This window comes from Herbaspirillum sp. NPDC101396 (assembly GCF_044767365.1).
In the GTDB taxonomy this organism is placed as follows: domain Bacteria; phylum Pseudomonadota; class Gammaproteobacteria; order Burkholderiales; family Burkholderiaceae_D; genus Herbaspirillum.
The window spans coordinates 302,052-324,434 of sequence record NZ_JBIWNT010000005.1; the positions used below are offsets into that span (position 1 = coordinate 302,052).

A 22,383-nucleotide genomic window follows, 5' to 3' on the forward strand; every position below is an offset into this window, starting at 1 on the left:
AAGAGATTGGCTGTAAACGATTTACCCGGCAGACTGGACTAGCGACGCCGACAGAGGGGATCAGCGCCGAATTGTTTCGGCGCTGATCCCCTCTCCTTTTTGAGCGAGCGGATTTCCGCTCACGGAATTGCCGTACTCCCAACGCCTCCATGCGCTCAGCACCGCATTCGGATAATCAGCCTGGCCGCGACTGCCGTTGTAACGTCCCAGCGCCATGAAATAATCGCCGCCCTCCTGATCCAGATACAGCCGCAGGATTACGCAGCCATAGCGCAGGTTGCTGCGCAGGTGGAACAGCTTGCGGCGGTCGCCATCGCCGATGACGCGCGTCCAGAACGGCATCACTTGCATGTAGCCGGTGGCGCCGGCCGACGAGATCGCATATTTGCGGAAAGCCGATTCCACCTGGATCAATCCCAGCACCAGGGCCGGATCGAGTCCGGCGCGACGCGCTTCATACCAGGCGCTCTCCAGCAACTCCAGGCGACCGCGCCGGTCGGGTATCGTCTCGCGCAGGCGATCGGACATCTCGCCCAGCCAGTTGAGGTAGGCGATGCGTTCTTCGATGGTGGAAAATTGCGGCTTCGGCGGACGGGCGTCCGCCACCGCTTGCGCGAGCACCGAGCGGAGCGAATCCGCCAGTTGCTCTTCTTTTTGATTGCCGGCGTGGGCGGCAACGGCAAGCAGCCATTGCGCACCACACGCCAGCATCAGGACCTGACGCACCAACCGCATGTTGCGGTGAATGCCGTTCAGGCCAGCTTGCCTTGGATGAAGGCGAGAGCATCGGCCAGCGGCACCGGTGTGGCTGCAGTGTCGCGACGGCCCTGGTATTCAATCTGGCCGTCCTTGAGACCGCGGTCGCCGATGACCACGCGGTGCGGCACGCCGATCAGCTCCCAGTCCGCAAACATGGCGCCCGGACGTTCACCGCGGTCGTCCAGGATGACGTCGACCCCGGCTGCGACCAGCGCGTCGTATAGCTTGTCGATCTCCGCCTTGACCGCTTCGCTGCGGTCGTAGCCCATCGGGCACAGCACCACTTCGAACGGCGCCAGCGTGGCCGGCCAGATGATGCCCTTGTCATCGAAGTTCTGCTCGATGGCGGCACCCAGAATACGCGTGACGCCGATGCCGTAGCAACCCATCTGCAGCGGTTGCGGCTTGCCGGCTTCGTCCAGATAAGTCGCCTTCATTGATTCCGAATACGCGGTGCCGAGCTGGAACACGTGGCCGACTTCGATGCCGCGCTGGATTGCCAGCACGCCCTTGCCATCCGGCGACGCGTCGCCTTCGACCACGTTGCGGATATCGGCGACGGCCGGTTCCGGCAGATCGCGGCCCCAGTTGGCGCCGGTGAAGTGGAAGTCGGCTTCGTTGGCGCCGCAGACGAAATCGCTCATGTTGGCGACGGTGCGGTCGGCCACGACCTTGACCGGCTTCTTGGTGCCGATAGGTCCGAGGTAGCCCGGTGGCGTGCCGAACCATTCGACGATTTCGGCTTCGTTGGCGAAACGATAATTGGCCAGACCGGGAATCTTGCCGGCCTTGACTTCGTTGAGTTCGTGATCGCCGCGCAGCAGCAGCAGCCAGACTTCCTTGTCTTCCGGCTTTTCCTTCTCGACGGTCAGTACGATGGACTTGATGGTGCGCTCCAGCGGCAGCTTGAGCAGCTCGGCCACCGCTTCGCACTTGGCCTTGCCCGGGGTCGCGGTCTTGGTCAGCGCTTCTGTGGCTGCGCCCCGCGTGGCATTGACGGCAACTGCTTCGGCCGCTTCCATGTTGGCGGCGTAGTCGGACGTAGGGCAATACACCAGCGCGTCTTCGCCGGTGGCGGCGATGACGTGGAACTCATGCGAGCCCGAACCGCCGATGGCGCCATTGTCGGCCGCGACGGCGCGGAACTGCAGGCCGAAGCGCGTGAAAATGCGCACGTAGGCGTCGTACATGACCTGGTAGGACTTTTTCAGGCCGTCGATATCGCGGTCGAAGGAGTAGGCGTCCTTCATGGTGAATTCACGGCCACGCATCAGGCCGAAACGCGGACGGCGCTCGTCGCGGAATTTGGTCTGGATGTGATAGAAGTTGACCGGCAACTGCTTGTAGCTGCGCAGCTCGGTGCGAGCAACGTCGGTAACCACTTCTTCGGAGGTCGGCTGGATGGCGAAGTCGCGGCCATGGCGATCCTTCACGCGCATCAACTCAGCGCCCATCTTGTCCCAACGTCCGGTTTCCTGCCACAGCTCGGCCGGCTGCACCACCGGCATCAACAATTCGATGGCGCCGGAACGGTTCATTTCCTCGCGCACGATCGCTTCCACCTTGCGGATTACCTTCAGGCCCATCGGCATGTACGTGTAGATCCCGGAGCCGAGCCGCTTGATCATCCCGGCCCGCATCATCAGCTTGTGGCTGACGATTTCGGCGTCGGAAGGAGCTTCTTTCAAGGTGGAAATAAAAAATCGGGAGGCGCGCATGACGATGAGTTCTTTTTAAAAGAGGAAGGTTTATAATCAACCTAATTTTAAAGGATTAGCTGGCTGATGCGCCCACTCTTTGCACATTTGATCCCTGTTTCATGCACATCGCGCGTCGATGTGCCGGTCTTTGCCGCGCTTGATAAAGGCGCGTGCTGACAATTATCGAGCAATTGCCAGCGGAGGCCGGATAGGGCAAGAGAGGACGCCCTGCCGCAGAAAGTTTTGAGGTACACCATGCTGGATCGAGAAGGCTTCCGCCCGAACGTCGGCATCATCCTGCTCAATGCCCAGAATGAAGTCTGGTGGGGCAAGCGGGTTAGAGAACATTCGTGGCAATTTCCACAAGGCGGAATCAAACATGGCGAAACTCCCGAACAGGCGATGTTTCGCGAACTCGAAGAAGAAATCGGCCTGAAGGCGGAACACGTCAAGATCATCGGTCGCACGCGCGACTGGCTGCGCTATGAGGTGCCCGATCATTTCATCAAGCGTGAAATCCGCGGCCATTATCGTGGGCAAAAACAGATCTGGTTCCTGCTGCGCATGGTCGGCCGCGATTGCGACGTCAACCTGCGCCTGACCTCGCATCCCGAGTTCGACGCATGGCGCTGGCACGACTATTGGGTCCCGCTGGATGTGGTCATCGAGTTCAAACGCGACGTCTATCAGCAGGCGCTCAAGGAGCTGTCGCGCTTCCTGGCGCGACCGCATGCCGGACATCGCCGTCCCGATGCCGCTGGCAAAACCGAGCACGCGTCATCCGATCATCCCGGCAATGCCCCACAGGCAGATCCTTGCGGCTCCGCCACTCCGCCCACCATTAAGTGAATCTTCATGTCCCAACGTTTCCGCAATATCTTTGCTCCGCACCGACTTGTCCGCACCCTGGCGGCAGGTCTGCTGTTGTGTTCGGCTACGCTCAGTTTCGCTCAACAGCTGGGCAACTTCGACGAAGAATTCGACGATGAAGAGAAGCCGTGGCAAGAGATCGCCGTCAAGTTACCCCCGGCGCCGCTGCCAGAGAATCTTGCCGAGTTCTACGTCGGCCCGACCACGACGTCGAAATCCTACGTCGATCTCAAGTCGCTGAGCATCGGCACTGACAACGTCGTACGCTACATCATGGTGACCAAGAGCAGCGGCGGCGCCACCAATATCATTTATTCAGGCATTCGCTGCGAAACTTACGAGATCAAGCAGTACGCCTTCGGCCGCAGCGATGGCAGCTGGTCGCGTTCGCGCCACGACAAATGGATACGCATCAAGGACGCCGGCGCCAATCGCCAGGACGCGGCTCTCTACAAGAGCTATTTCTGTCAGGTTGGCATACTGGACGGTGATCTGAGAAAAATCAGCAACCGCCTGCGTGAAAATCGTCCGATCGATCCTGCCAGAGAGTAAGTCCTGCCGACGCAGAATGCAAAAGGGGCGCAGATGAACACTGCGCCCCTTTTGTTTTTTCAGCGAATTTACCGGTTTATACCAGCACCAGGTTGTCGCGATGGATCAGTTCGGACTCTTCGACAAAGCCGAGGATGGAGAGGATTTCCGACGAAGGATGACGCACGATGCGGCGCGCATCCGAACTGGCGTAATTGCTGATGCCGCGCGCAACAGGCTTGCCGCTTGCGTCGACGCAAGTGATGACATCGCCGCGACCGAATTCGCCCGCCACTTCCGTGACGCCAATCGGCAGCAGCGACTTGCCTTCGGCCGTGAGCTTCTGCACGGCGCCGTCGTCCAGGACCACGCGACCGGCCGTCTGCAGATGATCGGCCATCCATTGCTTGCGTGCAGTCAGTTGCGCGGTCTGCGCCGTTAATTGCGTGCCGATGGCTTCGCCGGCGGCGAGGCGGCTCAGCACGCTCTCTTCACGCCCCCAGGCAATCACGGTGTGCGCACCCGAGGTGGCGGCGCGTTTGGCCGCGAGGATTTTGGTAAGCATGCCGCCACGACCGATGCCGCTGCCGGCGCCGCCCGCCATGGCCTCCAGCGTGAGATCGCCAGCCTTGGCTTCATGTACGAACTGGGCGTCGGGATCGCGTCGCGGATCAGCCGTGTACAAGCCGCGCTGGTCGGTCAGGATGATCAGCGCGTCGGCTTCGATCAGGTTGGCGACCAATGCCCCAAGCGTGTCGTTGTCGCCGAATTTGATTTCATCGGTAACGACGGTGTCGTTCTCGTTGATGATCGGCACGACGCCGAAACGCAGCAGCGTGAACAAGGTCGAGCGTGCGTTGAGGTAACGCTCGCGGTCGGCCAGGTCGGCGTGTGTGAGCAGCACCTGCGCGGTCCCGAGCTGATGCGCGCGGAAACTGGTTTCGTAGATTTGCGCCAGACCCATCTGGCCGACGGCAGCGCAGGCCTGCAATTCATGCACGCCGGTCGGACGGCGATCGAAGCCGAGACGCTGCATGCCTTCGGCGATCGCGCCGGAACTGACCAGCACCACTTCCTTGCCGAGCGTGCGCAAATGCGCGATCTGCTCGGCCCACATGGCGATGGCAGCGCTGTCGAGCCCCTTGCCATCGTTGGTCACGAGCGAGGAACCGACTTTGATGATCAGCCGCTTGGCTTGTTGTATGACGGAATGCATGTTGTTGGAGGAAGATCGGCCGGGCCGTAAAATTCAAATGTCCGCCGCACCATGGGTGTCGACGGACATGCATCGAGAACAAGATAGTAAACGATTTACTTGCAGATTGACCGGCAGACGATCAGTCGAGTACCTTGAAACGCGGATCATCCGGATCAATCGAGGAAATGCCGCGCGCTTCTTCGGTCATCTGGGTTTCTTCGGCGCGATGTTCCTGGTGACGCTTGGTTTCCAGGTAGCCGTAGATTTCGGTGATCAGGTCTTCGCAACCGTCGCGGGTCAGCGCGGAGATTTCAAACACCGGCCCCTTCCAGCCGAAGCGCTTGACGAAGTCCTTGACGCGCTTCTTGCGGTCCGCTTCCGGCACCACGTCGAGCTTGTTGAGCACCAGCCAGCGCGGCTTGTCAAACAGGGAATCGTCGTACTTCTGCAATTCCTTGACGATGGCCTTGGCTTCCTTGACCGGATCGACAGTATCTTCAAACGGCGCCAGATCGACGATGTGCAACAGCAAACCGGTACGCTGCAAGTGGCGCAGGAACTGCACGCCCAGGCCGGCGCCATCGGCGGCGCCTTCGATCAGGCCCGGGATGTCGGCGATCACGAAGCTCTTTTCATGGCTCACGCGTACCACGCCCAGGTTCGGATGCAGGGTCGTAAATGGATAGTCGGCGATCTTCGGACGTGCGTTGGACACAGCCGAGATGAAGGTCGACTTGCCGGCGTTGGGCATACCCAGCAGGCCGACGTCGGCCAGCACCTTCAGCTCCAGCTTCAGTTCGCGGCGTTGGCCTTCCTTGCCTTCGGTCTTTTGACGCGGGGCGCGGTTGGTGGACGTCTTGAAATGGATGTTGCCCCAGCCGCCTTCGCCGCCTTGCGCCAGCAGGACAACCTGCTCGTGCTCGGTCAAATCGGCAATATGTTCGCCGGTGTTGTGGTCGACGATCAGCGTGCCTACCGGCATGCGCAGGAAAATATCGTCGGCGCCCTTGCCGTAGCAATCCGAGCCGCGGCCGTTTTCACCGTTGCGCGCCTTGTGCAGCTTGGAATAGCGATAGTCGATCAGGGTGTTGACGTTACGGTCGGCGACGGCCCAGATGCTGCCGCCCTTGCCGCCGTCGCCGCCGTCGGGACCACCGAACGGACGGAATTTTTCACGGCAAAAACTGGCAACGCCGTTGCCGCCATCGCCCGCGATCAGTTCGATCTTTGCTTCGTCGATAAACTTCATGATTGTTACCGCTAACTTAAAAGTAAGAAGCTCTGCTTAAAATAAACTTAGCCGGGCAAGCGGTGGACATCAATGAAGACCGTTCGCCGGAGACAGTGTCCGAACGACAGCGGCGCCAGAAGAACACGGGCCATGATCGGAACACGGGTAGCTTAGGCAGAGATTCCTAGAGCTACAAGTACAGTCGCGTCAGCCACGCCGTTGCTCACGCTGGTCACGTTGGTGACACCGGACGGCAGACCTGCGCGCTGCAGGATGAATACAAAAACAGACAGCTAGAAACTAAAAAAGGCTCCACCAGAGGCAGAGCCTTAAAACAACTTTTGCTAAGGCTTGCGCCCTATGTAGTCACTGAATTGCAGGACTCAAGTAAAAACTTAAGCAGCCGCTGCAACAACAGTAACGTACTGGCGCTTCGCAACGCCCTTGATCACGAACTGGACTTTACCTTCTGTCAATGCGAACAGAGTGTGGTCCTTGCCCATGCCAACGTTTTCACCAGGATGAACCTTGGTGCCGCGTTGACGAATGATGATGCCGCCAGCGTTGATCGCTTGGCCGCCATAGACCTTGACGCCGAGTCGCTTCGACTCTGAATCACGGCCGTTGCGCGTAGTGCCGCCGCCTTTTTTATGTGCCATTTAAGGACTCCTTGTATCTAGTTTGACCTGCGCTGTTAAGCGTTGATCGAGACGATTTGCAGTTCGGTGTAGTTCTGGCGATGGCCTTGACGCTTCTGATAATGCTTACGACGACGCATCTTGAAGATCTTGACCTTGTCGTGGCGACCCTGCGCTATGACAGTAACCAGCACCGTTGCACCCTCGACCAATGGCGCACCGAATTTAACGGTATCGCCTGCGCCCACTGCGAGCACTTGATCCAAAGTGATTTGGGAGCCAATGTCTGCCGGTATCTGTTCTACTTTAAATTTTTCACCAGCGACAACTTTATATTGTTTGCCCCCGGTTTTTATGACCGCGTACATGTGAAACCTCATCGAAAATGAATGAATAAATTTTCTTTTTCTCCTCTGCGAGGCCCATGAAAAGCGGCTTTCGAATCGGGAAAACCTCCAATTATACATAGACTTAGCCTGCTCGTCAAAAGCTCTTGACTTCCGTGTGCAACACCTGATGAAAATGGCAATACGGCAATTTCCTGCAGGAAAAAGCACAATTCGAAACAGTCGCGGCGGTACGTGGCAGCGCCTTTGTCATCGTATAATCACGGCAATCTTGATTTTTCACAGGTTCAGCCTTGTCCGCCGCTCTCCAAACCGCTACGCCCAATTCCTTCATTGACCCGATAGCTGCCGACATGGGCGAGGTCAATACCGTTATCCGCCAGCAACTTTATTCCGAAGTGCCGCTGGTGAACCAGGTTTCCGAATACATCATCAGCGCCGGCGGCAAGCGCATCCGGCCCGTGCTGGTGCTACTGATCGCCAATGCCTACGCTTATAAAGGCACGGCTCACCACTCGCTGGCGGCGGTGATCGAATTCATCCACACCGCGACCCTGCTGCATGACGACGTTGTTGACGAATCGTCATTGCGCCGCGGCAAGGAAACCGCCAATGCCCTGTTCGGCAATGCCGCCTCGGTGCTGGTGGGCGACTTCCTTTATTCGCGCGCCTTCCAGATGATGGTGGCCGTGGGCAACGCCCGCGTCATGCAAATCGTCGCCGACGCCACCAACGTGATCGCCGAAGGTGAAGTGCTGCAATTGCTCAATATGCACAATCCGGACGTCAACGAAGAAGATTACTTGCGCGTGATCCGCTCCAAGACCGCCAAATTGTTCGAAGCCGCCGCCCAGCTGGGTGCGCTGATTTCCGGCGCCGACGAAGCCGGCATCGAAGCCGCCGGCGAATATGGCCGTTCGCTGGGCACCGCCTTCCAGCTGATCGACGACGTGCTGGACTATTCCGGCAACGCCGCCGAAATCGGCAAGAACGTCGGCGACGACCTGCGCGAAGGCAAGCCGACCTTACCGCTGATCTACCTGATGGAAAACGGCACCGCTGCACAGCGCGAACTGGTGCGCAGCTGTATCGAGAACGGCGACGAGCAGCATTTCAACGAGATCCTGGCTGCCATTACGAGCTCGGGTGCGCTCGATTACACCCGCCAGGAAGCGCAAAAAGCGGCACGCCGTGCAGCCGACGCGGTGAAGTCACTGCCGGATAGCAAGTACAAAAATTCTTTGCTAGAATTATCGACGTTCGCCGTTGACCGCAATCACTGATCAACGACAAGACACCCACCGTCGGGGTGTAGCTTAGCCCGGTAGAGCGCTACGTTCGGGACGTAGAGGCCGGAGGTTCGAATCCTCTCACCCCGACCAGGTTTCCCGTGTTTCACGACGCATGTTTTTTCAGCAGGCGTCGCGGGTCCACCCTCAGTTCCCCCTCTGAATTGGTGTTAGAATCCAGCTTCGTTTGCGTCACGGAAGCGGGCTTGTACCCGTGGCCGGAGCAGGCGACTACATCAACTTCCCTTACGGTGACCCTTTGGATACCGTGCCCATATGGGTGCAAATTCTTGCACTGGCACTTCTGATTCTTTGCTCGGCATTCTTTTCGATGACCGAGACCGCCCTGATGGCTGCCAACCGGCATCGCCTCAGGCATCTAGCCAAGCATGGCAACAAGCGCGCCATCACGCTGCTGTGGCTGCTTGAGCGCACCGACCGCCTGCTGTCGCTGATCCTGATCGCCAATACGCTGATCAACGCTTTGGCAACGGCGCTGGTCACCGCGCTGGCGATCGCCGCCTTCGGCAACCACGAAAAAGTCATCACCATCGCCACCGCCTGCGTGGCCGGCCTGCTGATCATCTTTGCCGAAATCGTGCCCAAGATCATCGGTGCGACTTATCCGGAACGCATCTCGCTGTTTACCGGCTTCTTCCTCAAGCCGCTGATGGCGCTGGCCAAGCCGCTGCTGTGGGTGGTCAACATCATCGTCTCGACGATCCTGCGCATCATCCATATCAAGGCCAGCGGCCGCTCCCACGATCAGCGCCTGTCGCCGGAAGAGCTGCGCTCGATCGTGCTCGAGGGCGGCAACTTCATTCCGCAAAAGCACAAGAGCATCCTGCTGAACCTGTTCGATCTCGAGAAGATTTCGGTGGAAGACGTCATGACGCCGCGCGCCCAGGTCGAGGCGCTCAACCTGTCGGTTTCCATCGATGAAATCCGCAACCAGCTGGCGACCTGTTATCACAACAAGCTGCCGGTCTATGAAGGCGAGATCAACCAGATCGTCGGCATCCTGCATGTGCGAAAGGCGATCATGCTGTTCAGCCAGGATGAGGAAATTACCAGCGAAGAAATTCGTGCGCTGCTGAGCGCGCCGTATTTCATCCCGCAGGACACGGACGTCTTCACGCAGCTGCAATACTTCCAGGAAAACCACGAACGCCTCGGCATCATCGTCGACGAATACGGCGAAGTGCAGGGCCTGGTGACGCTGGAAGACATCATCGAGGAAATGATCGGCGAGTTCACCACCTCGGTGCCGGGCGCCGCGCGCGCCGACAGCTTCGCCTGGAACAAGGATGGCGAATGCCTGCTGGAAGGCGCCACTACCCTGCGCGACATCAACAAGCGCCTGGGCCTGAGCCTGCCGCTGGACGGTCCCAAGACGCTCAACGGCCTGCTGCTGGAATGGCTGCGCGACATCCCCGAAGCCAACGTGTCGGTGCGCATCGCCGGCTGCATCATCGAAATCGTCCAGGTGCAGAACCAGGCCATCAAGGTGGTCAAGCTGTTCGCGCCATCCGCTGCAAAAGCGCCGAAAGCCGAATAGCTACGATTTACAAGGCGGTACGCAAGCCGCATCATCGGTCGCGTCAGGTTCACTCCCGATGCAGTTCCGATACGACGATGCCAGCAAGACGCCGGTGCAACGCCGGTCGTTCCCTAGACTCTTGCCGGCACCGTCACCATGCTCCAGCGCGCTTCTGCACTTGCTTCCGCTTCTACGCCCATCCCTGACTTCGACGACGTCTCCGCCGTCAATTACTTGCAAAAAATCCTGCTCGACGCCATCAACCTCGGCGCCTCGGACCTGCATTTTGAACCGTTTGAGAAGCATTGCCGCATCCGCTTCCGCGTCGACGGCCAATTGCGCGACATCGTAGAGCCGCCGCTGTCGATGAAGGACAAGCTGGCTTCGCACATCAAGATCATTTCAGGCCTCGACATCGCCGAAAAGCGCGTGCCGCAGGATGGCCGCATGAAGCTGGCGCTGTCATCGACGCGCGCCATCGACTTCCGAGTGTCGACGCTGCCGACGCTGTTCGGCGAGAAGATCGTCATGCGCATCCTCGACGCCAGCCGTTCCCAACTGGGCATCGACACGCTCGGCTACGACGCCGCACAGAAGGAACTGCTGCTGCAGGCGATCCGCCGGCCTTACGGCATGGTGCTGATGACCGGCCCGACCGGTTCGGGCAAGACGATGTCGCTGTACAGTTGCCTCAGCATCCTGAACCAGCCCGGCACGAATATTTCGACGGTCGAGGATCCGGCTGAAATCAGCCTGCCCGGCATCAATCAGGTCAACGTCAACCCGCGCGCCGGACTGACCTTTCCGGTTGCGCTGCGCGCCTTCCTGCGCCAGGATCCGGACGTAATCATGGTGGGCGAGATCCGCGACCTCGAGACCGCCGACATCGCCGTCAAGGCGGCGCAGACCGGGCATCTGGTGTTTTCCACGCTGCATACCAACGATGCGCCGTCGACGCTCACGCGCCTGATGAACATGGGCGTGCCGGCCTTCAACGTGGCCTCGTCGGTGATCATGATCACGGCGCAACGGCTGGCGCGCAGGCTGTGCGCTTGCAAGCAGCCGGCGGACATCCCCGTGCAGGCGCTGCGCGAAGCCGGTTTCGGCGCGGCGGACCTGAACGGCGGCTGGACCCCGCATCGCGCCGCCGGTTGCCGCCGCTGCGGCGGCACCGGCTACAAGGGACGCGTCGGGATTTACCAGGTCATGCCGATCAGCGAGACCATCGAAGCCCTGATTCTGGCGCACGCCACGGCGCCGGACATCGAAGCGCAGGCGGTGCGCGAAGGCGTGCTCACGCTGCGCCAGGCCGGTCTGCAAAAAGTCTGCGATGGCCTGACCAGCCTGGAGGAGATTCTCGCATGCACCAATCTGTGACAATGTCACCGGACGCCTCTGCATGACGACGGCACGCGACGAGCTCTATGCCTGGGAGGGCCGCGATCGCCAAGGCAAACCCGCACGCGGCGAGATGCGCGCCGGCGGTCCGGCGCTGGTCGGCGCGATACTGCGACGCCAAGGCATCCAGGCGGCATCGATCCGCAAAAAAAGCGTACAGCGCGACAAGCGCATCGGCGAGAAGGACATCGCGCTGTTCACGCGGCAACTGGCGACCATGCTCAAGGCCGGGGTGCCGTTGCTGCAGGCGTTCGACATCGTCGCGCGCGGCCAGGCCAATCCGGCGCTGGCGCGGCTGGTGACCGGACTGCGCACCGACGTGGAAGGCGGCAGCGGCCTGCACCAGGCCTTCGGCCGTCATCCGCGCCAGTTCGATGCACTGTATTGCAACCTGGTGGCGGCAGGCGAACAAGCAGGCCTGCTCGATGAATTGTTGGCGCGCCTGGCCCAGTACAAGGAAAAAACGCTGGCCACACGCAGCAAAGTACGCGCCGCGCTGGTCTATCCGGTCGCCATCGTGGGGGTCGCCGTGCTGGTGACGTCCATCATCATGATCTGGGTGGTGCCGTCGTTCAAGGAGGTATTCGGCAGCTTCGGCGCAGTGTTGCCGCTGCCGACGCTGATCGTCATCGCCATCTCGGATTTCATGACGGCATACTGGTGGCTGCTGGTCGCGACGTTTGGCGGGGCGAGCGCCTGGCTACTGCGGGCATGGCGCAGGTCGCCGGCCTTGCAGGCCCGGGCCGACCGCTGGCTGCTGCGTCTGCCGGTGGTCGGCAACATCGTGCGCAAGGCGGCGCTGGCGCGCTGGAGCCGTACCCTGGCGACACTGTTTGCCGCCGGCGTGCCGCTGGTCGATGCACTCGTATCTGTGCGCGGCGCGGCGGCCAACGCGGTATACGCCGAAGCCACCGCCTCCATTGGTCGCGAGGTCGGCGACGGCGCCAGCCTGGCGGCGGCGATCGAGAGCACCGGACTTTTCCCGGAACTGGTCGGGCAGATGGTCGCCATCGGCGAGGAATCAGGCGCGCTCGACCAGATGCTGGCCAAAGTCGCCGATTTTTATGAAATCGAGGTCGACGAAGCGGTCGCTTCCCTCTCCACGCTGGTGGAACCCTTTATCATGCTGGTATTGGGCGTCGTCATCGGCGGCCTGGTGATTGCGATGTACCTGCCTATTTTCAAACTGGGATCCGTTATCTGATGTTCGACCTGCTGACTCTTGCCGACATGCCCGCCGGCGGCACTGCCGCAGCGGCGGCGCTGGCCGCCTGCGCAGGACTGCTGATCGGCAGCTTCCTCAACGTGGTGATTCACCGGCTGCCGCAGATGATGCAGCGCGAAGCCGAGAACTACCTCGCCTATGAAGCCGGCTGCATCCCGCCGCATGGCGAGCGCTACAGCCTGTGGACGCCGCGCTCGGCTTGCCCGCATTGCGCAGCACCCGTTGCGGCCCGGCACAACATTCCCGTACTCGGCTACCTGCTGCTGCGCGGACGTTGCGCCGCATGCCGCGCTGCCATCTCGCGCCGCTATCCGGCAGTGGAAATCTTTACCGCGCTGCTGTCGGCGCTGACGGCCTGGCATTTCGGCCTCGGCCTGGAAGGCGTCGCCGCACTGGTCTTCGTCTATTTCCTGATTGCGCTTGGCTTCATCGACGCCCACACCCAGCTGCTGCCCGACAGCCTGACATTGCCGCTGCTGTGGCTGGGCCTGCTGGTCAACCTCGACGGTGTCTTTGTCCCGTTGGCCGATGCGGTAATGGGCGCAGCGGCCGGTTATCTTGTACTCTGGAGCATTTACTGGATCTTCAGGCTGGCCACAGGCAAGGAAGGCATGGGCTACGGCGACTTCAAGCTGCTGGCGGCGCTCGGCGCGTGGCTGGGCTGGCAGGCGCTGCCGCTGATCTTGGTGCTGGCGTCCTGCGTCGGCGCCCTGGTCGGCATCGCCATGGTGCTCCTGCGCAAGCAGAGCAAGGATCAGACCATTCCGTTCGGCCCGTACCTGGCGCTGGGCGGCGTACTGATGCTGCTGTACGGCAAATTTCTATTTCTGTTCGAGCCCTGATTCAGGGCGTTAATTCAAATTGCATTGATGAACGACATTTCTTCCACCGTCGGCGCAACGCCATTTTCGATCGGCTTGACCGGCGGCATCGGCAGCGGCAAGACCACTGTCGCCGACCTGTTCGGCGAACGCGGTGCGGCACTGATCGACACCGACGCCATCGCCCATCAGCTGACCACACCGGGCGGCGCCGCCATTGACGCCATCCGTGCAACATTCGGCGACGACTTCATCGGCGCCGACGGCGCCATGGACCGCCCCCGCATGCGCGCCCATGTATTCGCCGACGCCGGCGCGCGCAAACGGCTGGAGGCCGTGCTGCATCCGCTGATCCGCAGCGAGACCGCGCGCGCGGCGCAAGCGGCGCGCGGAGATTACCTCATCTTCGTGGTACCGCTGCTGGTCGAGTCCCAACAATGGCGCACACGCACCTCGCGCATCCTCGTTGTCGATTGCAGCGAAGAAGTCCAGATCGCCCGCGTCATGCAACGCAATGGCATGACGCGCGCGCAAGTCGAGGCCATCATGAAGGCCCAGGCCACGCGCACAGAGCGGCTTGCAGCAGCCGACGACGTCATCGAAAACAATGGCGACACCGCTGCGTTGCTGCCGCAAATCGAACGCCTGCACGCGCTCTATCTGGCCATGGCGAAAACAAATCGCGATGGGCATTTGTAATTTTCCTCTGCATGGGTCAGAATCACGTAAATTGAACGCGCGCTTTATCAATATCCTCACTCTCTTCACTATTCTGCAATTGTGCAATTGTTGAAGACATATTCATAAAGCGCGTTGTCGAATCCGATTCAACTTTAAAGGGACGCAGCTTTGATCGTTTACGAATACCCTTTCAACGAGCGTATTCGCACGCTGTTGCGGTTGGAGGATTTGCACGAGAAGTTCGTGTTCTTCCTGCATCAGGAAAGCCCGCTGCAACATCATGTCGCCCTCTCCACCATTTTCGAGATGCTCGAAGTGGCTGGACGCGCCGACCTCAAATCCGATCTGCTGCAAGAACTGGAACGCCAGAAGCAAATCCTGCTGGCCTACCAATCCAATCCCAATGTCGAAGCCGAGATGCTCAACGCCATCCTGAGCGAAGTCGACCGCGCCAGCGCCGCTTTGGCTGCCTCGCAAGGCCGGACCGGCCAGAATATCCGCGAAAACGAATGGCTCATGAGCATCCGCGGCCGCACCATCATCCCGGGTGGCGCCTGCGAATTCGACCTGCCTTCTTACTACGCCTGGCAAAAACGCACGGCGGAGCAGCGTTTCACCGATATTTCCAACTGGTTTGCACCGCTGGTGCCGTTGTTCGACGCCGTCGGCATCGTCATGCGACTGCTGCGGGAATCGGGACAACCGGTCAAAATCAACGCAGAAGGCGGAAGTTACCAGCAGATGCTGCAAGGGAAGATTTATCAGATGCTGCGTCTGGTGATCGACGAAGAGATGGGCGCGATCCCCGAGATTTCGGCCAACAAGTACATGCTGTGGGTGCGCTTCACTTCCCAAGACGGCGACATGAAACCCAAGCCTTTCGAAGGCGAAGTGCCGTTCGAACTGGCATTGTGCGGGTTTTAAGCAAGCGATTCAGATAGAACTCAGGTACACGTTATGGCAACAATCGTAGACTGCCCCACTTGCGGCACCAAGGTGGAATGGACCGAAAAGAACAAATACCGGCCGTTTTGCTCGGACCGCTGCAAACAGATCGATCTCGGCGCATGGGCCGAAGAAAAATACGCCATCCCCGCCGTCAACCTGCCGCAGGAGCCGGACGAGGACAATTCCTCAGTCCAATAGACCAGCCCGCGTCGGTCAGACCGGCAGCCGGAGTTTATCGATCCACTCGATCAACGGAATCGTGGCCGGCAGCAACGGCGCGACATCCACGCTGCCTTGCCACGCAAACGCTTGCCCCTCAAGGCTTTGCGGTTCACCGCGCCAGTCCCGGCTGATGTAGAAATGCAAACGCACGTGCGCATGCGGATAGATGTGCTGCACGCCGCACCAAGCTTCGGCCGACACCACTTCAATTCCCAGTTCTTCCAGAAACTCGCGCTTGAGCGCATCCAGCACCGACTCGCCGGCTTCGACCTTCCCGCCGGGAAACTCCCAGTAACCGGCGTATGGCTTGCCTTCGGGACGCTGCCCCAGCAGGACGTCACCGTTCGGCTTCATCAGGATACCGACGGCCACGTCGATCGGCGGCATTGCCTCCTTGGCAAGTATCATCAGGCTTTGAGCTTTCCGGCGTAATCCTTGGAGAACTGCCAGGCCACGCGACCCGAGCGCGAGCTGCGCTGCAGGGCCCAGCGCAGGGCGTCGCCGCGCGCCGCTTCGATCTGGGCGGCGTCGCAGCCGAAATGACGCAGCCAATGGGCCACGATTTCAAGATAGTCGTCCTGCTTGAATGGATAGAAGGTCACCCACAGGCCGAAACGCTCGGACAGGGAGATCTTTTCTTCCACGGTTTCGCCCGGATGGAGGTCGCCGTCGTCGGTGTGGGTGTACGTCGAGTTGTCCGACATGCGCTCGGGCATCAGGTGGCGGCGGTTGGAGGTCGCGTAGATCAGCACGTTATCCGACTGCGCGGCGATGCTGCCGTCGAGCGCCACCTTGAGCGCCTTGTAGCCGCTCTCGCCTTCTTCAAACGACAGGTCGTCACAGAAGATGATGAAGCGTTCCGGACGCGCCGACACCAGGTCGACGATGTCGGGCAGGTCGTGCAGGTCGTCCTTGTCCACCTCGATCAGGCGCAGGCCCCGGTCGGCGTACTGGTTCAGGCAAGCCTTGATCAGCGAAGACTTGCCGGTGCCGCGCGCACCGGTCAGCAGCACGTTGTTGGCCGGACGGCCGTCGACGAACTGTTTGGTGTTCTGGTCGATCTGTTCCTTCTGCGGCCCGATGTTATGCAGGTCGGACAAGGCGATGTGGGAGATATGGCCGACCGACTGCAGGTAACCGCCGCCATTGTTGCCATTGCGGCGGCGCCAGCGAAACGCCACGCCCTTGTCCCACTCCACCGACGTCGCCGATTGCGGCAGGATGGATTCGATACGGGCCAGCAAGGCCTCGGCGCGCTGAAGAAACTGATCTAATTGAGTCATGACAGATGGGCAAGGAGGATCAAGGAATCTCACATTGTGACGGAAACCCGTTCCGCCGCGCGTGAATAAAATTCGTGAGAACCGCGAGCCGTTCAACTAAAAACATCTCAGGCTCTGAATTCGCTCAGAAGCTTAGCGAGCGGCTCAAGGTCGGTGCGAGAAGCGCAGCCGTACTGACGTACGGCGGGCATCACAGCGCCGGGATTGAGTCGCGCAGCAGCTTATGAACGAATTCAGGAGCGGTAGTCGGCGTTGATGGTGACATACTCGTGGGACAGGTCGCAAGTCCAGATCGACGCCTTGGCCGTACCGCGCGCCAGCTTCACGCGCACCGTGATCTCGCTCTTCTTCATGACGCGCTGGCCGTCTTCTTCCTTGTAATCCGGATTACGGCCGCCGTTCTTGGCGACCCAGACGTCGTCCAGGTACAGGTTCAGTTTCGAGACGTCGAGATCGTCGACACCGGCATAACCGATCGCCGCCAGGATGCGGCCCAGATTCGGATCGGAGGCGAAGAAGGCCGTCTTGACCAGCGGCGAGTGGCCGATCGAGTAGGCGATCTTGCGGCACTCATCGACGCTCTTGCCGTCTTCCACGGTGACTTCGATGAACTTGGTGGCGCCTTCACCGTCGCGCACGATCTGGTGTGCGAGGTTCTGCGACAGCGCGCTCACGGCAGCGGCCAGTTCCTTGTACTCGGCGCTGCCGGCGCTGGTGATTTCCAGTTCGCCGGCGCCGGTGGCGATCAGCATGAAGGAGTCGTTGGTCGAGGTGTCGCCGTCGATGGTGATGCAGTTGAACGACTGGTCGGCGGCATCCTTGACCAGTTGGTTCAGCAGCGCCTGCGGCACTTTGGCGTCGAACGCCAGGTAGCCGAGCATGGTCGCCATGTTCGGCTTGATCATGCCGGCGCCTTTGCTGATGCCGGTCATGACCACTTTCTTGCCGCCGATGGTGATCGTGCGCGAGGCCGCTTTCGGCTGGGTGTCGGTGGTCATGATGGATTCGGCGGCGGCGAACCAGTTGTCGGTCTTCAGGTTGGCGATCGCAGCAGGCAAGCCTGCCTTGATGCGGTCGACCGGCAGGGGTTCGAGGATGACGCCGGTGGAGAACGGCAGGACTTGCTCCGGCTTCAGGCCGAGCAAGTTCGCCAGTTCGGCACAGGTGTCGTTGGCGCGCGCCAGGCCTTCTTCGCCGGTGCCGGCGTTGGCGTTGCCCGTGTTGATCACCAGCGCGCGGATAGGCGCGGCATCGCTGGCTTGCGCCAGATGCGTCTTGCAGACTTGCACCGGCGCCGCGCAGAAACGGTTGAGCGTAAACACGCCGGCGATGGTGGCGCCCGGCGCCAGTTTCATGACCAGCAAATCCTTGCGGTCGGCCTTGCGCACGCCGGCTTCGGCGTAGCCCAGCTCGATGCCGGCAACGGGTTTCAGATCGGCGGAAACGGGAAGAGGAGAATTGACGGCCATGGTTGTCTAGTCAGCGTTAAAGGTGAAAGGGAATGCGGGAGAGCGTTATTGTAATCGGATCGGATGACCGGAATATTTTTACGGCATCAGATTCTTGGCGACCACGAACCAGGGGCGTCGCGCCAGCGGCAGCAGCCGTGCATTGGCGTCGATGGGAATCAGCGACTCCGACACCGAATTGAAGACGTTGCCGCCGATCACGCCGGCCCAGCCGCGCTCGGGATGAATTTCGTAGACAAGATCGCAATGTCCCGGCAAACCCGGCCGGATGTCGTCCAGCGTGGCGGCCTGGTTGCTGTCGCGCGGTGCACAGATCAGGTCGCCCGGCGCGATCGGTTCCGTCGCCGCCGGACGCAGCACGAACAGCGGCGCCGGCAGGCTCTGGCGCGCCTTGAGATAACTCAGGTAGTTGAAGTGCACGTCGCTGGGCAGGAAGTCATCGGAAGAAATCCCCGCCGCCTGCATCAGGTAGGAAATGAACGCCGCCGACCAGGCTTGCTGCGTATCGGCGCCGGTGAGGGACTTGCCCACCGATTGCCAGTACATGCCGACGCGCTGCACCGCCTCGCCTTCATCTTCCAGCAAACCCAGGCGCGGTGCGCTGAGGACTTCGCCGCGCATGTCGATCTGCTGGCGATCGAAAAACGACCATTCGGTCTCGGCCGCCGCCAGCAAGGCGGCACGCGGCGGCGCATCCTGACGCACCGCCAAGGCGGAAGCCTCCGTCGTCGCTACCGGGGCGCTGCCGCACGCCGCCAGCGTCACCAGCAAAGCCGAGGCCACAAGAAAGCGGAACGGAGTTATCGGGAAGCGCATGCTTGCTTTCTTTGTCATGTTGTCATTCCGGTGAAACCACTTTCAAACCGATGATGCCGACGATGATCAGCGCCAGGCAGGCCAGCCGCGCCGGTGATGCTGATTCGTGGAACAGCACGATGCCGAGGATGACCGCGCCGACGGCGCCGATGCCGGTCCAGATGGCATAGGCGGTACTGAGCGGCAGGGTCTTCACCGCCAGCGCCAGCAGACCGACGCTGACGGCCATCGCGGCCAGCGTCGCCACGCTCGGCAACAAATGCGTGAAGCCGTCGGTGTACTTCAGTCCGACCGCCCACGCCACTTCAAACAAACCCGCCAATACCAGAATGATCCAGGCCATAGCCAATTCCTTTACGCTGCGGGGCCGTCCCCATCGAGTGAATCCGCGGCGAGGTCGTCCACGCACGGGGCCGGCCGTCGTTGCACTACGGCGCGGAGAACGAAAGAAAAAAGCCGCTCCGGAAATCGGGAGCGGCTCAATCACAACTAACAACTAACAACTAACAGCGGCTTAAGCCAGCTTGCCGTGGCATTGCTTGTACTTCTTGCCGCTGCCGCATGGGCATGGATCGTTGCGGCCGACCTTCGGCAAACCGTTGACCAGCGGTTGCTGGGCGTTGTCGTCGGAAGCGGCGTTGGCGGTCGGCGCCAGCAGCTCTTCCGGCGCCGCATTGGCGTCGAAATCGGCATGCTGGTAATGCACGTTTTCGACGTGCGACTGCGCCAGGTTTTCTTCGGCTTCTTCGATCGCCTCACGGCTTTCGATGCGTACCGTCATGACGATCTTGATGACTTCGTTCTTGATCAGATCGAGCATCTGGGCGAACAGCTCAAAGGCTTCGCGCTTGTATTCCTGCTTCGGATTCTTTTGCGCATAGCCGCGCAGGTGAATGCCCTGGCGCAGATGGTCCAGCGCCGCCAGATGTTCACGCCAGTGGCTGTCGATGCTCTGCAGCATGACGCTGCGCTCGAAACCGCTGAACGCTTCGGTACCGACCACATCGACCTTGGCCTTGTACGTCGTTGCCGCAGCAGACAGGACGCGCTCAAGCAACTCTTCGTCGGTCAGGTTCGGCTCGGCTTCCAGGATGGCCGTCAGCGGCACGGCCAGTTGCCATTCGTTGGCGAGGGCGGCTTCCAGCGCCGGGATGTCCCATTGCTCTTCGACCGACTCTTCCGGCACGTGGGTGCGGAAGGCTTCGGTGAACACGCCTTCGCGCAGCGACGTGATCATCTCTTCCATTTCGGCGGCTTCCAGCAACTCATTGCGCTGCTGGTAGATCACCTTGCGCTGGTCGTTGGCGACGTCGTCGTATTCCAGCAATTGCTTGCGGATGTCGAAGTTGCGCGCTTCCACCTTGCGCTGCGCCGATTCGATCGAACGCGAAACGATGCCCGCTTCGATCGGTTCGCCTTCCGGCATCTTCAGACGGTCCATGATCGCGCGCACGCGATCGCCGGCGAAGATGCGCAGCAGTGCGTCGTCCAGCGACAGATAGAAACGCGACGAACCCGGATCGCCCTGACGGCCTGAACGGCCGCGCAGCTGATTGTCGACGCGACGCGATTCGTGGCGTTCGGTGCCGATGATGTGCAGGCCGCCGGCGCCGACCACGTGGTCGTGCAGCGACTGCCATTCGTCATGCAGTTTTTGTGCTTGCGCCGCCTTGTCGGCATCCGACAGGGACGCATCGGCGTCAATGATCTTGATCTGATTTTCGACGTTGCCGCCCAGCACGATGTCGGTACCGCGACCGGCCATGTTGGTGGCGATCGTGATCATCTTGGGGCGACCGGCCTGCGCAATGATTTCCGCTTCGCGCGCGTGTTGCTTGGCGTTGAGGACGTTATGCGGCAGCTTGGACTGGTTCAGGATGCCCGACAGCAGCTCGGAATTTTCGATCGAAGTCGTACCGACCAATACTGGCTGGCCGCGCTCGTAGCAATCCTGGATGTCCTTGACCATCGCCATGTACTTCTCTTGCGATGTCTTGTAGACCTGATCCTGGCGATCCTTTCGGGCGCTTGGACGGTTGGGCGGAATCACCACGGTTTCCAGGTTATAGATTTCCTGGAATTCGTAGGCTTCGGTGTCGGCGGTGCCGGTCATGCCGGACAGCTTGCCGTACATGCGGAAATAGTTCTGGAACGTGATCGAGGCCAGCGTCTGGTTCTCGTTCTGGATCTTGACGCCTTCCTTGGCTTCCACGGCCTGGTGCAGGCCGTCTGACCAGCGGCGACCGGTCATCAGGCGGCCGGTGAATTCATCGACGATCACGACTTCGCCGTTCTGCACCACGTATTGCTGATCCTTGTGATACAGCGTGTGGGCGCGCAAGGCGGCGTACAGGTGATGCACCAGCGAGATGTTGGAGGCGTCGTACAGCGAAGCGCCTTCCGGCAACAGGCCCATGCTGGTCAGGATTTGTTCGGCGCGCTCGTGGCCGGCTTCGGTCAGCAGGACCTGATGGCCCTTTTCGTCCTTGGTGTAATCGCCCGGGACTTCAACCTTGCCCTTGCCGTCGGGAGTTTCTTCGCCGATCTGCAGCGTCAGCAGCGGTGGCACTCCATTGATCTTGTGGTACAGGTCAGTGTGATTTTCGGCCTGGCCGGAAATGATCAGCGGGGTGCGCGCTTCGTCGATCAGGATCGAGTCGACTTCATCGACGATGGCGAAATTCAGGCCGCGTTGCACGCGATCGGTCGCATCGAACACCATGTTGTCGCGCAGGTAGTCGAAACCGAATTCGTTGTTGGTGCCGTAGGTGATGTCCGAAGCGTAGGCGCCCTGCTTGAGGTCGTGCTCCATCTGCGACAGGTTGACGCCGGTCGACAGGCCGAGCCAGCCGTACAGCTTGCCCATCCATTCAGCATCGCGTTGCGCCAGGTAATCGTTGACGGTGACCACGTGCACGCCCTTGCCCGACAAGGCGTTCAGGTATGCCGGCAGTGTCGCCATCAGGGTCTTGCCTTCGCCGGTGCGCATTTCGGCGATCTTGCCGAAGTGCAGCACCATGCCGCCGACCAGCTGGACGTCGAAGTGACGCATCTTGAGCACGCGCTTGCTGGCCTCGCGGCAGACCGCGAAAGCCTCCGGCAGAATGTCGTCAAGCTTGGTTCCGCTTGCCACGCGCTGCTTGAACTCCGGCGTCTTGGCTTGCAGCTCGGCATCCGACAGTTTCTCGATGTCCGCTTCGAGCGCATTGATTTGACGGACAATTTTTTGATATTGTTTGAGCAACCGCTGATTGCGGCTACCGAAAATCTGGGTCAGTAATGACATGCTTGGATTCTAAAAAAGCGCCGAAAAATGACTCTGCGCGGCAGTTTTGCCCGCACGGAACCGGAATGAGGCCAATAAACCTTGGATTTTAGCATGCAAGCGGCCCGAGGCAGTGCCTCAGCCGGGCGCAG

The 22,383-nt window shown here is 60.6% G+C and carries 21 protein-coding genes, 1 tRNA gene and 1 pseudogene; 11 read left to right on the forward strand and 12 right to left on the reverse strand.

Translation table 11 applies throughout. The annotated features are described in order from the left end of the window. Window positions 1-60 precede the first annotated feature (60 nt). The gene (locus ACIROY_RS18780) at window positions 61-735 is read right to left on the reverse strand and encodes a lytic transglycosylase domain-containing protein (protein ID WP_402343192.1); all 675 of its coding nucleotides are present in this window, start codon (window positions 733-735) and stop codon (window positions 61-63) included. 17 nt (window positions 736-752) lie between these two features. Further along, entirely contained in the window at window positions 753-2,477 is a 1,725-nt protein-coding gene (locus tag ACIROY_RS18785) for a proline--tRNA ligase (RefSeq protein WP_402275577.1), read from the reverse strand. A gap of 237 nt (window positions 2,478-2,714) precedes the next feature. Here ACIROY_RS18785 and ACIROY_RS18790 point away from each other — a divergent pair, with 237 nt between their 5' ends. Next, window positions 2,715-3,308: an RNA pyrophosphohydrolase gene (locus ACIROY_RS18790; RefSeq protein WP_402275580.1), complete on the forward strand. Its 594-nt coding sequence runs from the start codon at window positions 2,715-2,717 to the stop codon at window positions 3,306-3,308. 6 nt (window positions 3,309-3,314) lie between these two features. Further along, the gene (locus ACIROY_RS18795) at window positions 3,315-3,881 is read left to right on the forward strand and encodes a CNP1-like family protein (RefSeq protein WP_402343195.1); all 567 of its coding nucleotides are present in this window, start codon (window positions 3,315-3,317) and stop codon (window positions 3,879-3,881) included. Between the two features lie 76 nt (window positions 3,882-3,957). On the opposite strand, the gene proB is transcribed toward ACIROY_RS18795, so the two are convergent. The 4 genes from proB to rplU form a co-directional block, all read right to left on the reverse strand. After that, window positions 3,958-5,076 carry a glutamate 5-kinase gene (proB, locus tag ACIROY_RS18800; RefSeq protein WP_402275584.1) on the reverse strand — a complete coding sequence of 373 codons (1,119 nt, stop codon included), beginning with the start codon at window positions 5,074-5,076 and terminating at the stop codon, window positions 3,958-3,960. A gap of 121 nt (window positions 5,077-5,197) precedes the next feature. Continuing rightward, window positions 5,198-6,307: a GTPase ObgE gene (gene obgE, locus ACIROY_RS18805; protein WP_402275587.1), complete on the reverse strand. Its 1,110-nt coding sequence runs from the start codon at window positions 6,305-6,307 to the stop codon at window positions 5,198-5,200. Window positions 6,308-6,684: 377 nt separating this feature from the next. After that, the gene (gene rpmA, locus ACIROY_RS18810) at window positions 6,685-6,948 is read right to left on the reverse strand and encodes a 50S ribosomal protein L27 (RefSeq protein ID WP_016834239.1); all 264 of its coding nucleotides are present in this window, start codon (window positions 6,946-6,948) and stop codon (window positions 6,685-6,687) included. A gap of 35 nt (window positions 6,949-6,983) precedes the next feature. Continuing rightward, complete coding sequence (gene rplU / locus ACIROY_RS18815; RefSeq protein WP_116436658.1) at window positions 6,984-7,295, reverse strand: 50S ribosomal protein L21; 312 nt, start codon at window positions 7,293-7,295, stop codon at window positions 6,984-6,986. Window positions 7,296-7,567: 272 nt separating this feature from the next. Here rplU and ispB point away from each other — a divergent pair, with 272 nt between their 5' ends. The 9 genes and pseudogenes from ispB (at window position 7,568) to yacG (ending at window position 15,374) form a co-directional block, all read left to right on the forward strand. Next, complete coding sequence (gene ispB, locus ACIROY_RS18820; protein WP_402343198.1) at window positions 7,568-8,557, forward strand: octaprenyl diphosphate synthase; 990 nt, start codon at window positions 7,568-7,570, stop codon at window positions 8,555-8,557. A gap of 22 nt (window positions 8,558-8,579) precedes the next feature. Further along, window positions 8,580-8,656, forward strand: a tRNA-Pro gene (locus tag ACIROY_RS18825). A gap of 166 nt (window positions 8,657-8,822) precedes the next feature. Further along, a complete protein-coding gene (locus ACIROY_RS18830) occupies window positions 8,823-10,121 on the forward strand; it encodes an HlyC/CorC family transporter (protein ID WP_402275592.1) in 1,299 nt (432 codons plus the stop codon). A gap of 207 nt (window positions 10,122-10,328) precedes the next feature. Beyond that, window positions 10,329-11,480, forward strand: a pseudogene (locus tag ACIROY_RS18835) (ATPase, T2SS/T4P/T4SS family); the annotation flags it as partial. Between the two features lie 22 nt (window positions 11,481-11,502). Further along, window positions 11,503-12,705 (forward strand): type II secretion system F family protein, encoded by a 1,203-nt coding sequence (locus ACIROY_RS18840; RefSeq protein WP_402343201.1) that lies wholly within the window; start codon window positions 11,503-11,505, stop codon window positions 12,703-12,705. Beyond that, window positions 12,705-13,568, forward strand: coding sequence for a prepilin peptidase (locus ACIROY_RS18845; protein ID WP_402343204.1), 864 nt, complete (start codon window positions 12,705-12,707; stop codon window positions 13,566-13,568). The genes ACIROY_RS18840 and ACIROY_RS18845 overlap by 1 nt, the downstream gene beginning before the upstream one ends. Window positions 13,569-13,595: 27 nt before the next feature. Beyond that, window positions 13,596-14,246 carry a dephospho-CoA kinase gene (coaE, locus tag ACIROY_RS18850; protein ID WP_402343206.1) on the forward strand — a complete coding sequence of 217 codons (651 nt, stop codon included), beginning with the start codon at window positions 13,596-13,598 and terminating at the stop codon, window positions 14,244-14,246. Between the two features lie 150 nt (window positions 14,247-14,396). Then, entirely contained in the window at window positions 14,397-15,152 is a 756-nt protein-coding gene (zapD, locus tag ACIROY_RS18855) for a cell division protein ZapD (protein ID WP_402275601.1), read from the forward strand. 33 nt (window positions 15,153-15,185) lie between these two features. Next, window positions 15,186-15,374: a DNA gyrase inhibitor YacG gene (gene yacG / locus ACIROY_RS18860; protein ID WP_402275603.1), complete on the forward strand. Its 189-nt coding sequence runs from the start codon at window positions 15,186-15,188 to the stop codon at window positions 15,372-15,374. Window positions 15,375-15,389: 15 nt separating this feature from the next. On the opposite strand, the gene ACIROY_RS18865 is transcribed toward yacG, so the two are convergent. The 6 genes from ACIROY_RS18865 to secA form a co-directional block, all read right to left on the reverse strand. Next, window positions 15,390-15,785 carry an NUDIX domain-containing protein gene (locus tag ACIROY_RS18865; protein WP_402275605.1) on the reverse strand — a complete coding sequence of 132 codons (396 nt, stop codon included), beginning with the start codon at window positions 15,783-15,785 and terminating at the stop codon, window positions 15,390-15,392. 20 nt (window positions 15,786-15,805) lie between these two features. Next, on the reverse strand, window positions 15,806-16,681 hold the full coding sequence (locus ACIROY_RS18870; RefSeq protein WP_402275607.1) for an ATP-binding protein: 876 nt from the start codon (window positions 16,679-16,681) through the stop codon (window positions 15,806-15,808). Window positions 16,682-16,914: 233 nt separating this feature from the next. Continuing rightward, window positions 16,915-18,150, reverse strand: a complete 1,236-nt coding sequence (gene argJ / locus ACIROY_RS18875; RefSeq protein WP_402343209.1) for a bifunctional glutamate N-acetyltransferase/amino-acid acetyltransferase ArgJ — start codon at window positions 18,148-18,150, stop codon at window positions 16,915-16,917. Between the two features lie 78 nt (window positions 18,151-18,228). Then, window positions 18,229-18,984: a DUF2272 domain-containing protein gene (locus ACIROY_RS18880; RefSeq protein ID WP_402343212.1), complete on the reverse strand. Its 756-nt coding sequence runs from the start codon at window positions 18,982-18,984 to the stop codon at window positions 18,229-18,231. Between the two features lie 4 nt (window positions 18,985-18,988). Beyond that, a complete protein-coding gene (gene sugE / locus ACIROY_RS18885) occupies window positions 18,989-19,309 on the reverse strand; it encodes a quaternary ammonium compound efflux SMR transporter SugE (RefSeq protein WP_402343215.1) in 321 nt (106 codons plus the stop codon). Window positions 19,310-19,480: 171 nt separating this feature from the next. Next, window positions 19,481-22,252 carry a preprotein translocase subunit SecA gene (secA, locus tag ACIROY_RS18890; protein WP_402343218.1) on the reverse strand — a complete coding sequence of 924 codons (2,772 nt, stop codon included), beginning with the start codon at window positions 22,250-22,252 and terminating at the stop codon, window positions 19,481-19,483. Between the last annotated feature and the right edge of the window lie 131 nt (window positions 22,253-22,383).

Bases quoted from the DNA above. Each gene is read 5' to 3' on its own strand.
- ACIROY_RS18780 (WP_402343192.1), bottom strand. From the start codon at position 735: ATGCGGTTGGTGCGTCAGGTCCTGATGCTGGCGTGTGGTGCGCAATGG.
- ACIROY_RS18785 (WP_402275577.1), bottom strand. From the start codon at position 2,477: ATGCGCGCCTCCCGATTTTTTATTTCCACCTTGAAAGAAGCTCCTTCC.
- ACIROY_RS18790 (WP_402275580.1), top strand. From the start codon at position 2,715: ATGCTGGATCGAGAAGGCTTCCGCCCGAACGTCGGCATCATCCTGCTC.
- ACIROY_RS18795 (WP_402343195.1), top strand. From the start codon at position 3,315: ATGTCCCAACGTTTCCGCAATATCTTTGCTCCGCACCGACTTGTCCGC.
- proB (WP_402275584.1), bottom strand. From the start codon at position 5,076: ATGCATTCCGTCATACAACAAGCCAAGCGGCTGATCATCAAAGTCGGT.
- obgE (WP_402275587.1), bottom strand. From the start codon at position 6,307: ATGAAGTTTATCGACGAAGCAAAGATCGAACTGATCGCGGGCGATGGC.
- rpmA (WP_016834239.1), bottom strand. From the start codon at position 6,948: ATGGCACATAAAAAAGGCGGCGGCACTACGCGCAACGGCCGTGATTCA.
- rplU (WP_116436658.1), bottom strand. From the start codon at position 7,295: ATGTACGCGGTCATAAAAACCGGGGGCAAACAATATAAAGTTGTCGCT.
- ACIROY_RS18840 (WP_402343201.1), top strand. From the start codon at position 11,503: ATGACGACGGCACGCGACGAGCTCTATGCCTGGGAGGGCCGCGATCGC.
- ACIROY_RS18845 (WP_402343204.1), top strand. From the start codon at position 12,705: ATGTTCGACCTGCTGACTCTTGCCGACATGCCCGCCGGCGGCACTGCC.
- coaE (WP_402343206.1), top strand. From the start codon at position 13,596: ATGAACGACATTTCTTCCACCGTCGGCGCAACGCCATTTTCGATCGGC.
- yacG (WP_402275603.1), top strand. From the start codon at position 15,186: ATGGCAACAATCGTAGACTGCCCCACTTGCGGCACCAAGGTGGAATGG.
- ACIROY_RS18865 (WP_402275605.1), bottom strand. From the start codon at position 15,785: ATGCCGCCGATCGACGTGGCCGTCGGTATCCTGATGAAGCCGAACGGT.
- ACIROY_RS18870 (WP_402275607.1), bottom strand. From the start codon at position 16,681: ATGACTCAATTAGATCAGTTTCTTCAGCGCGCCGAGGCCTTGCTGGCC.
- argJ (WP_402343209.1), bottom strand. From the start codon at position 18,150: ATGGCCGTCAATTCTCCTCTTCCCGTTTCCGCCGATCTGAAACCCGTT.
- ACIROY_RS18880 (WP_402343212.1), bottom strand. From the start codon at position 18,984: ATGACAAAGAAAGCAAGCATGCGCTTCCCGATAACTCCGTTCCGCTTT.
- sugE (WP_402343215.1), bottom strand. From the start codon at position 19,309: ATGGCCTGGATCATTCTGGTATTGGCGGGTTTGTTTGAAGTGGCGTGG.
- secA (WP_402343218.1), bottom strand. From the start codon at position 22,252: ATGTCATTACTGACCCAGATTTTCGGTAGCCGCAATCAGCGGTTGCTC.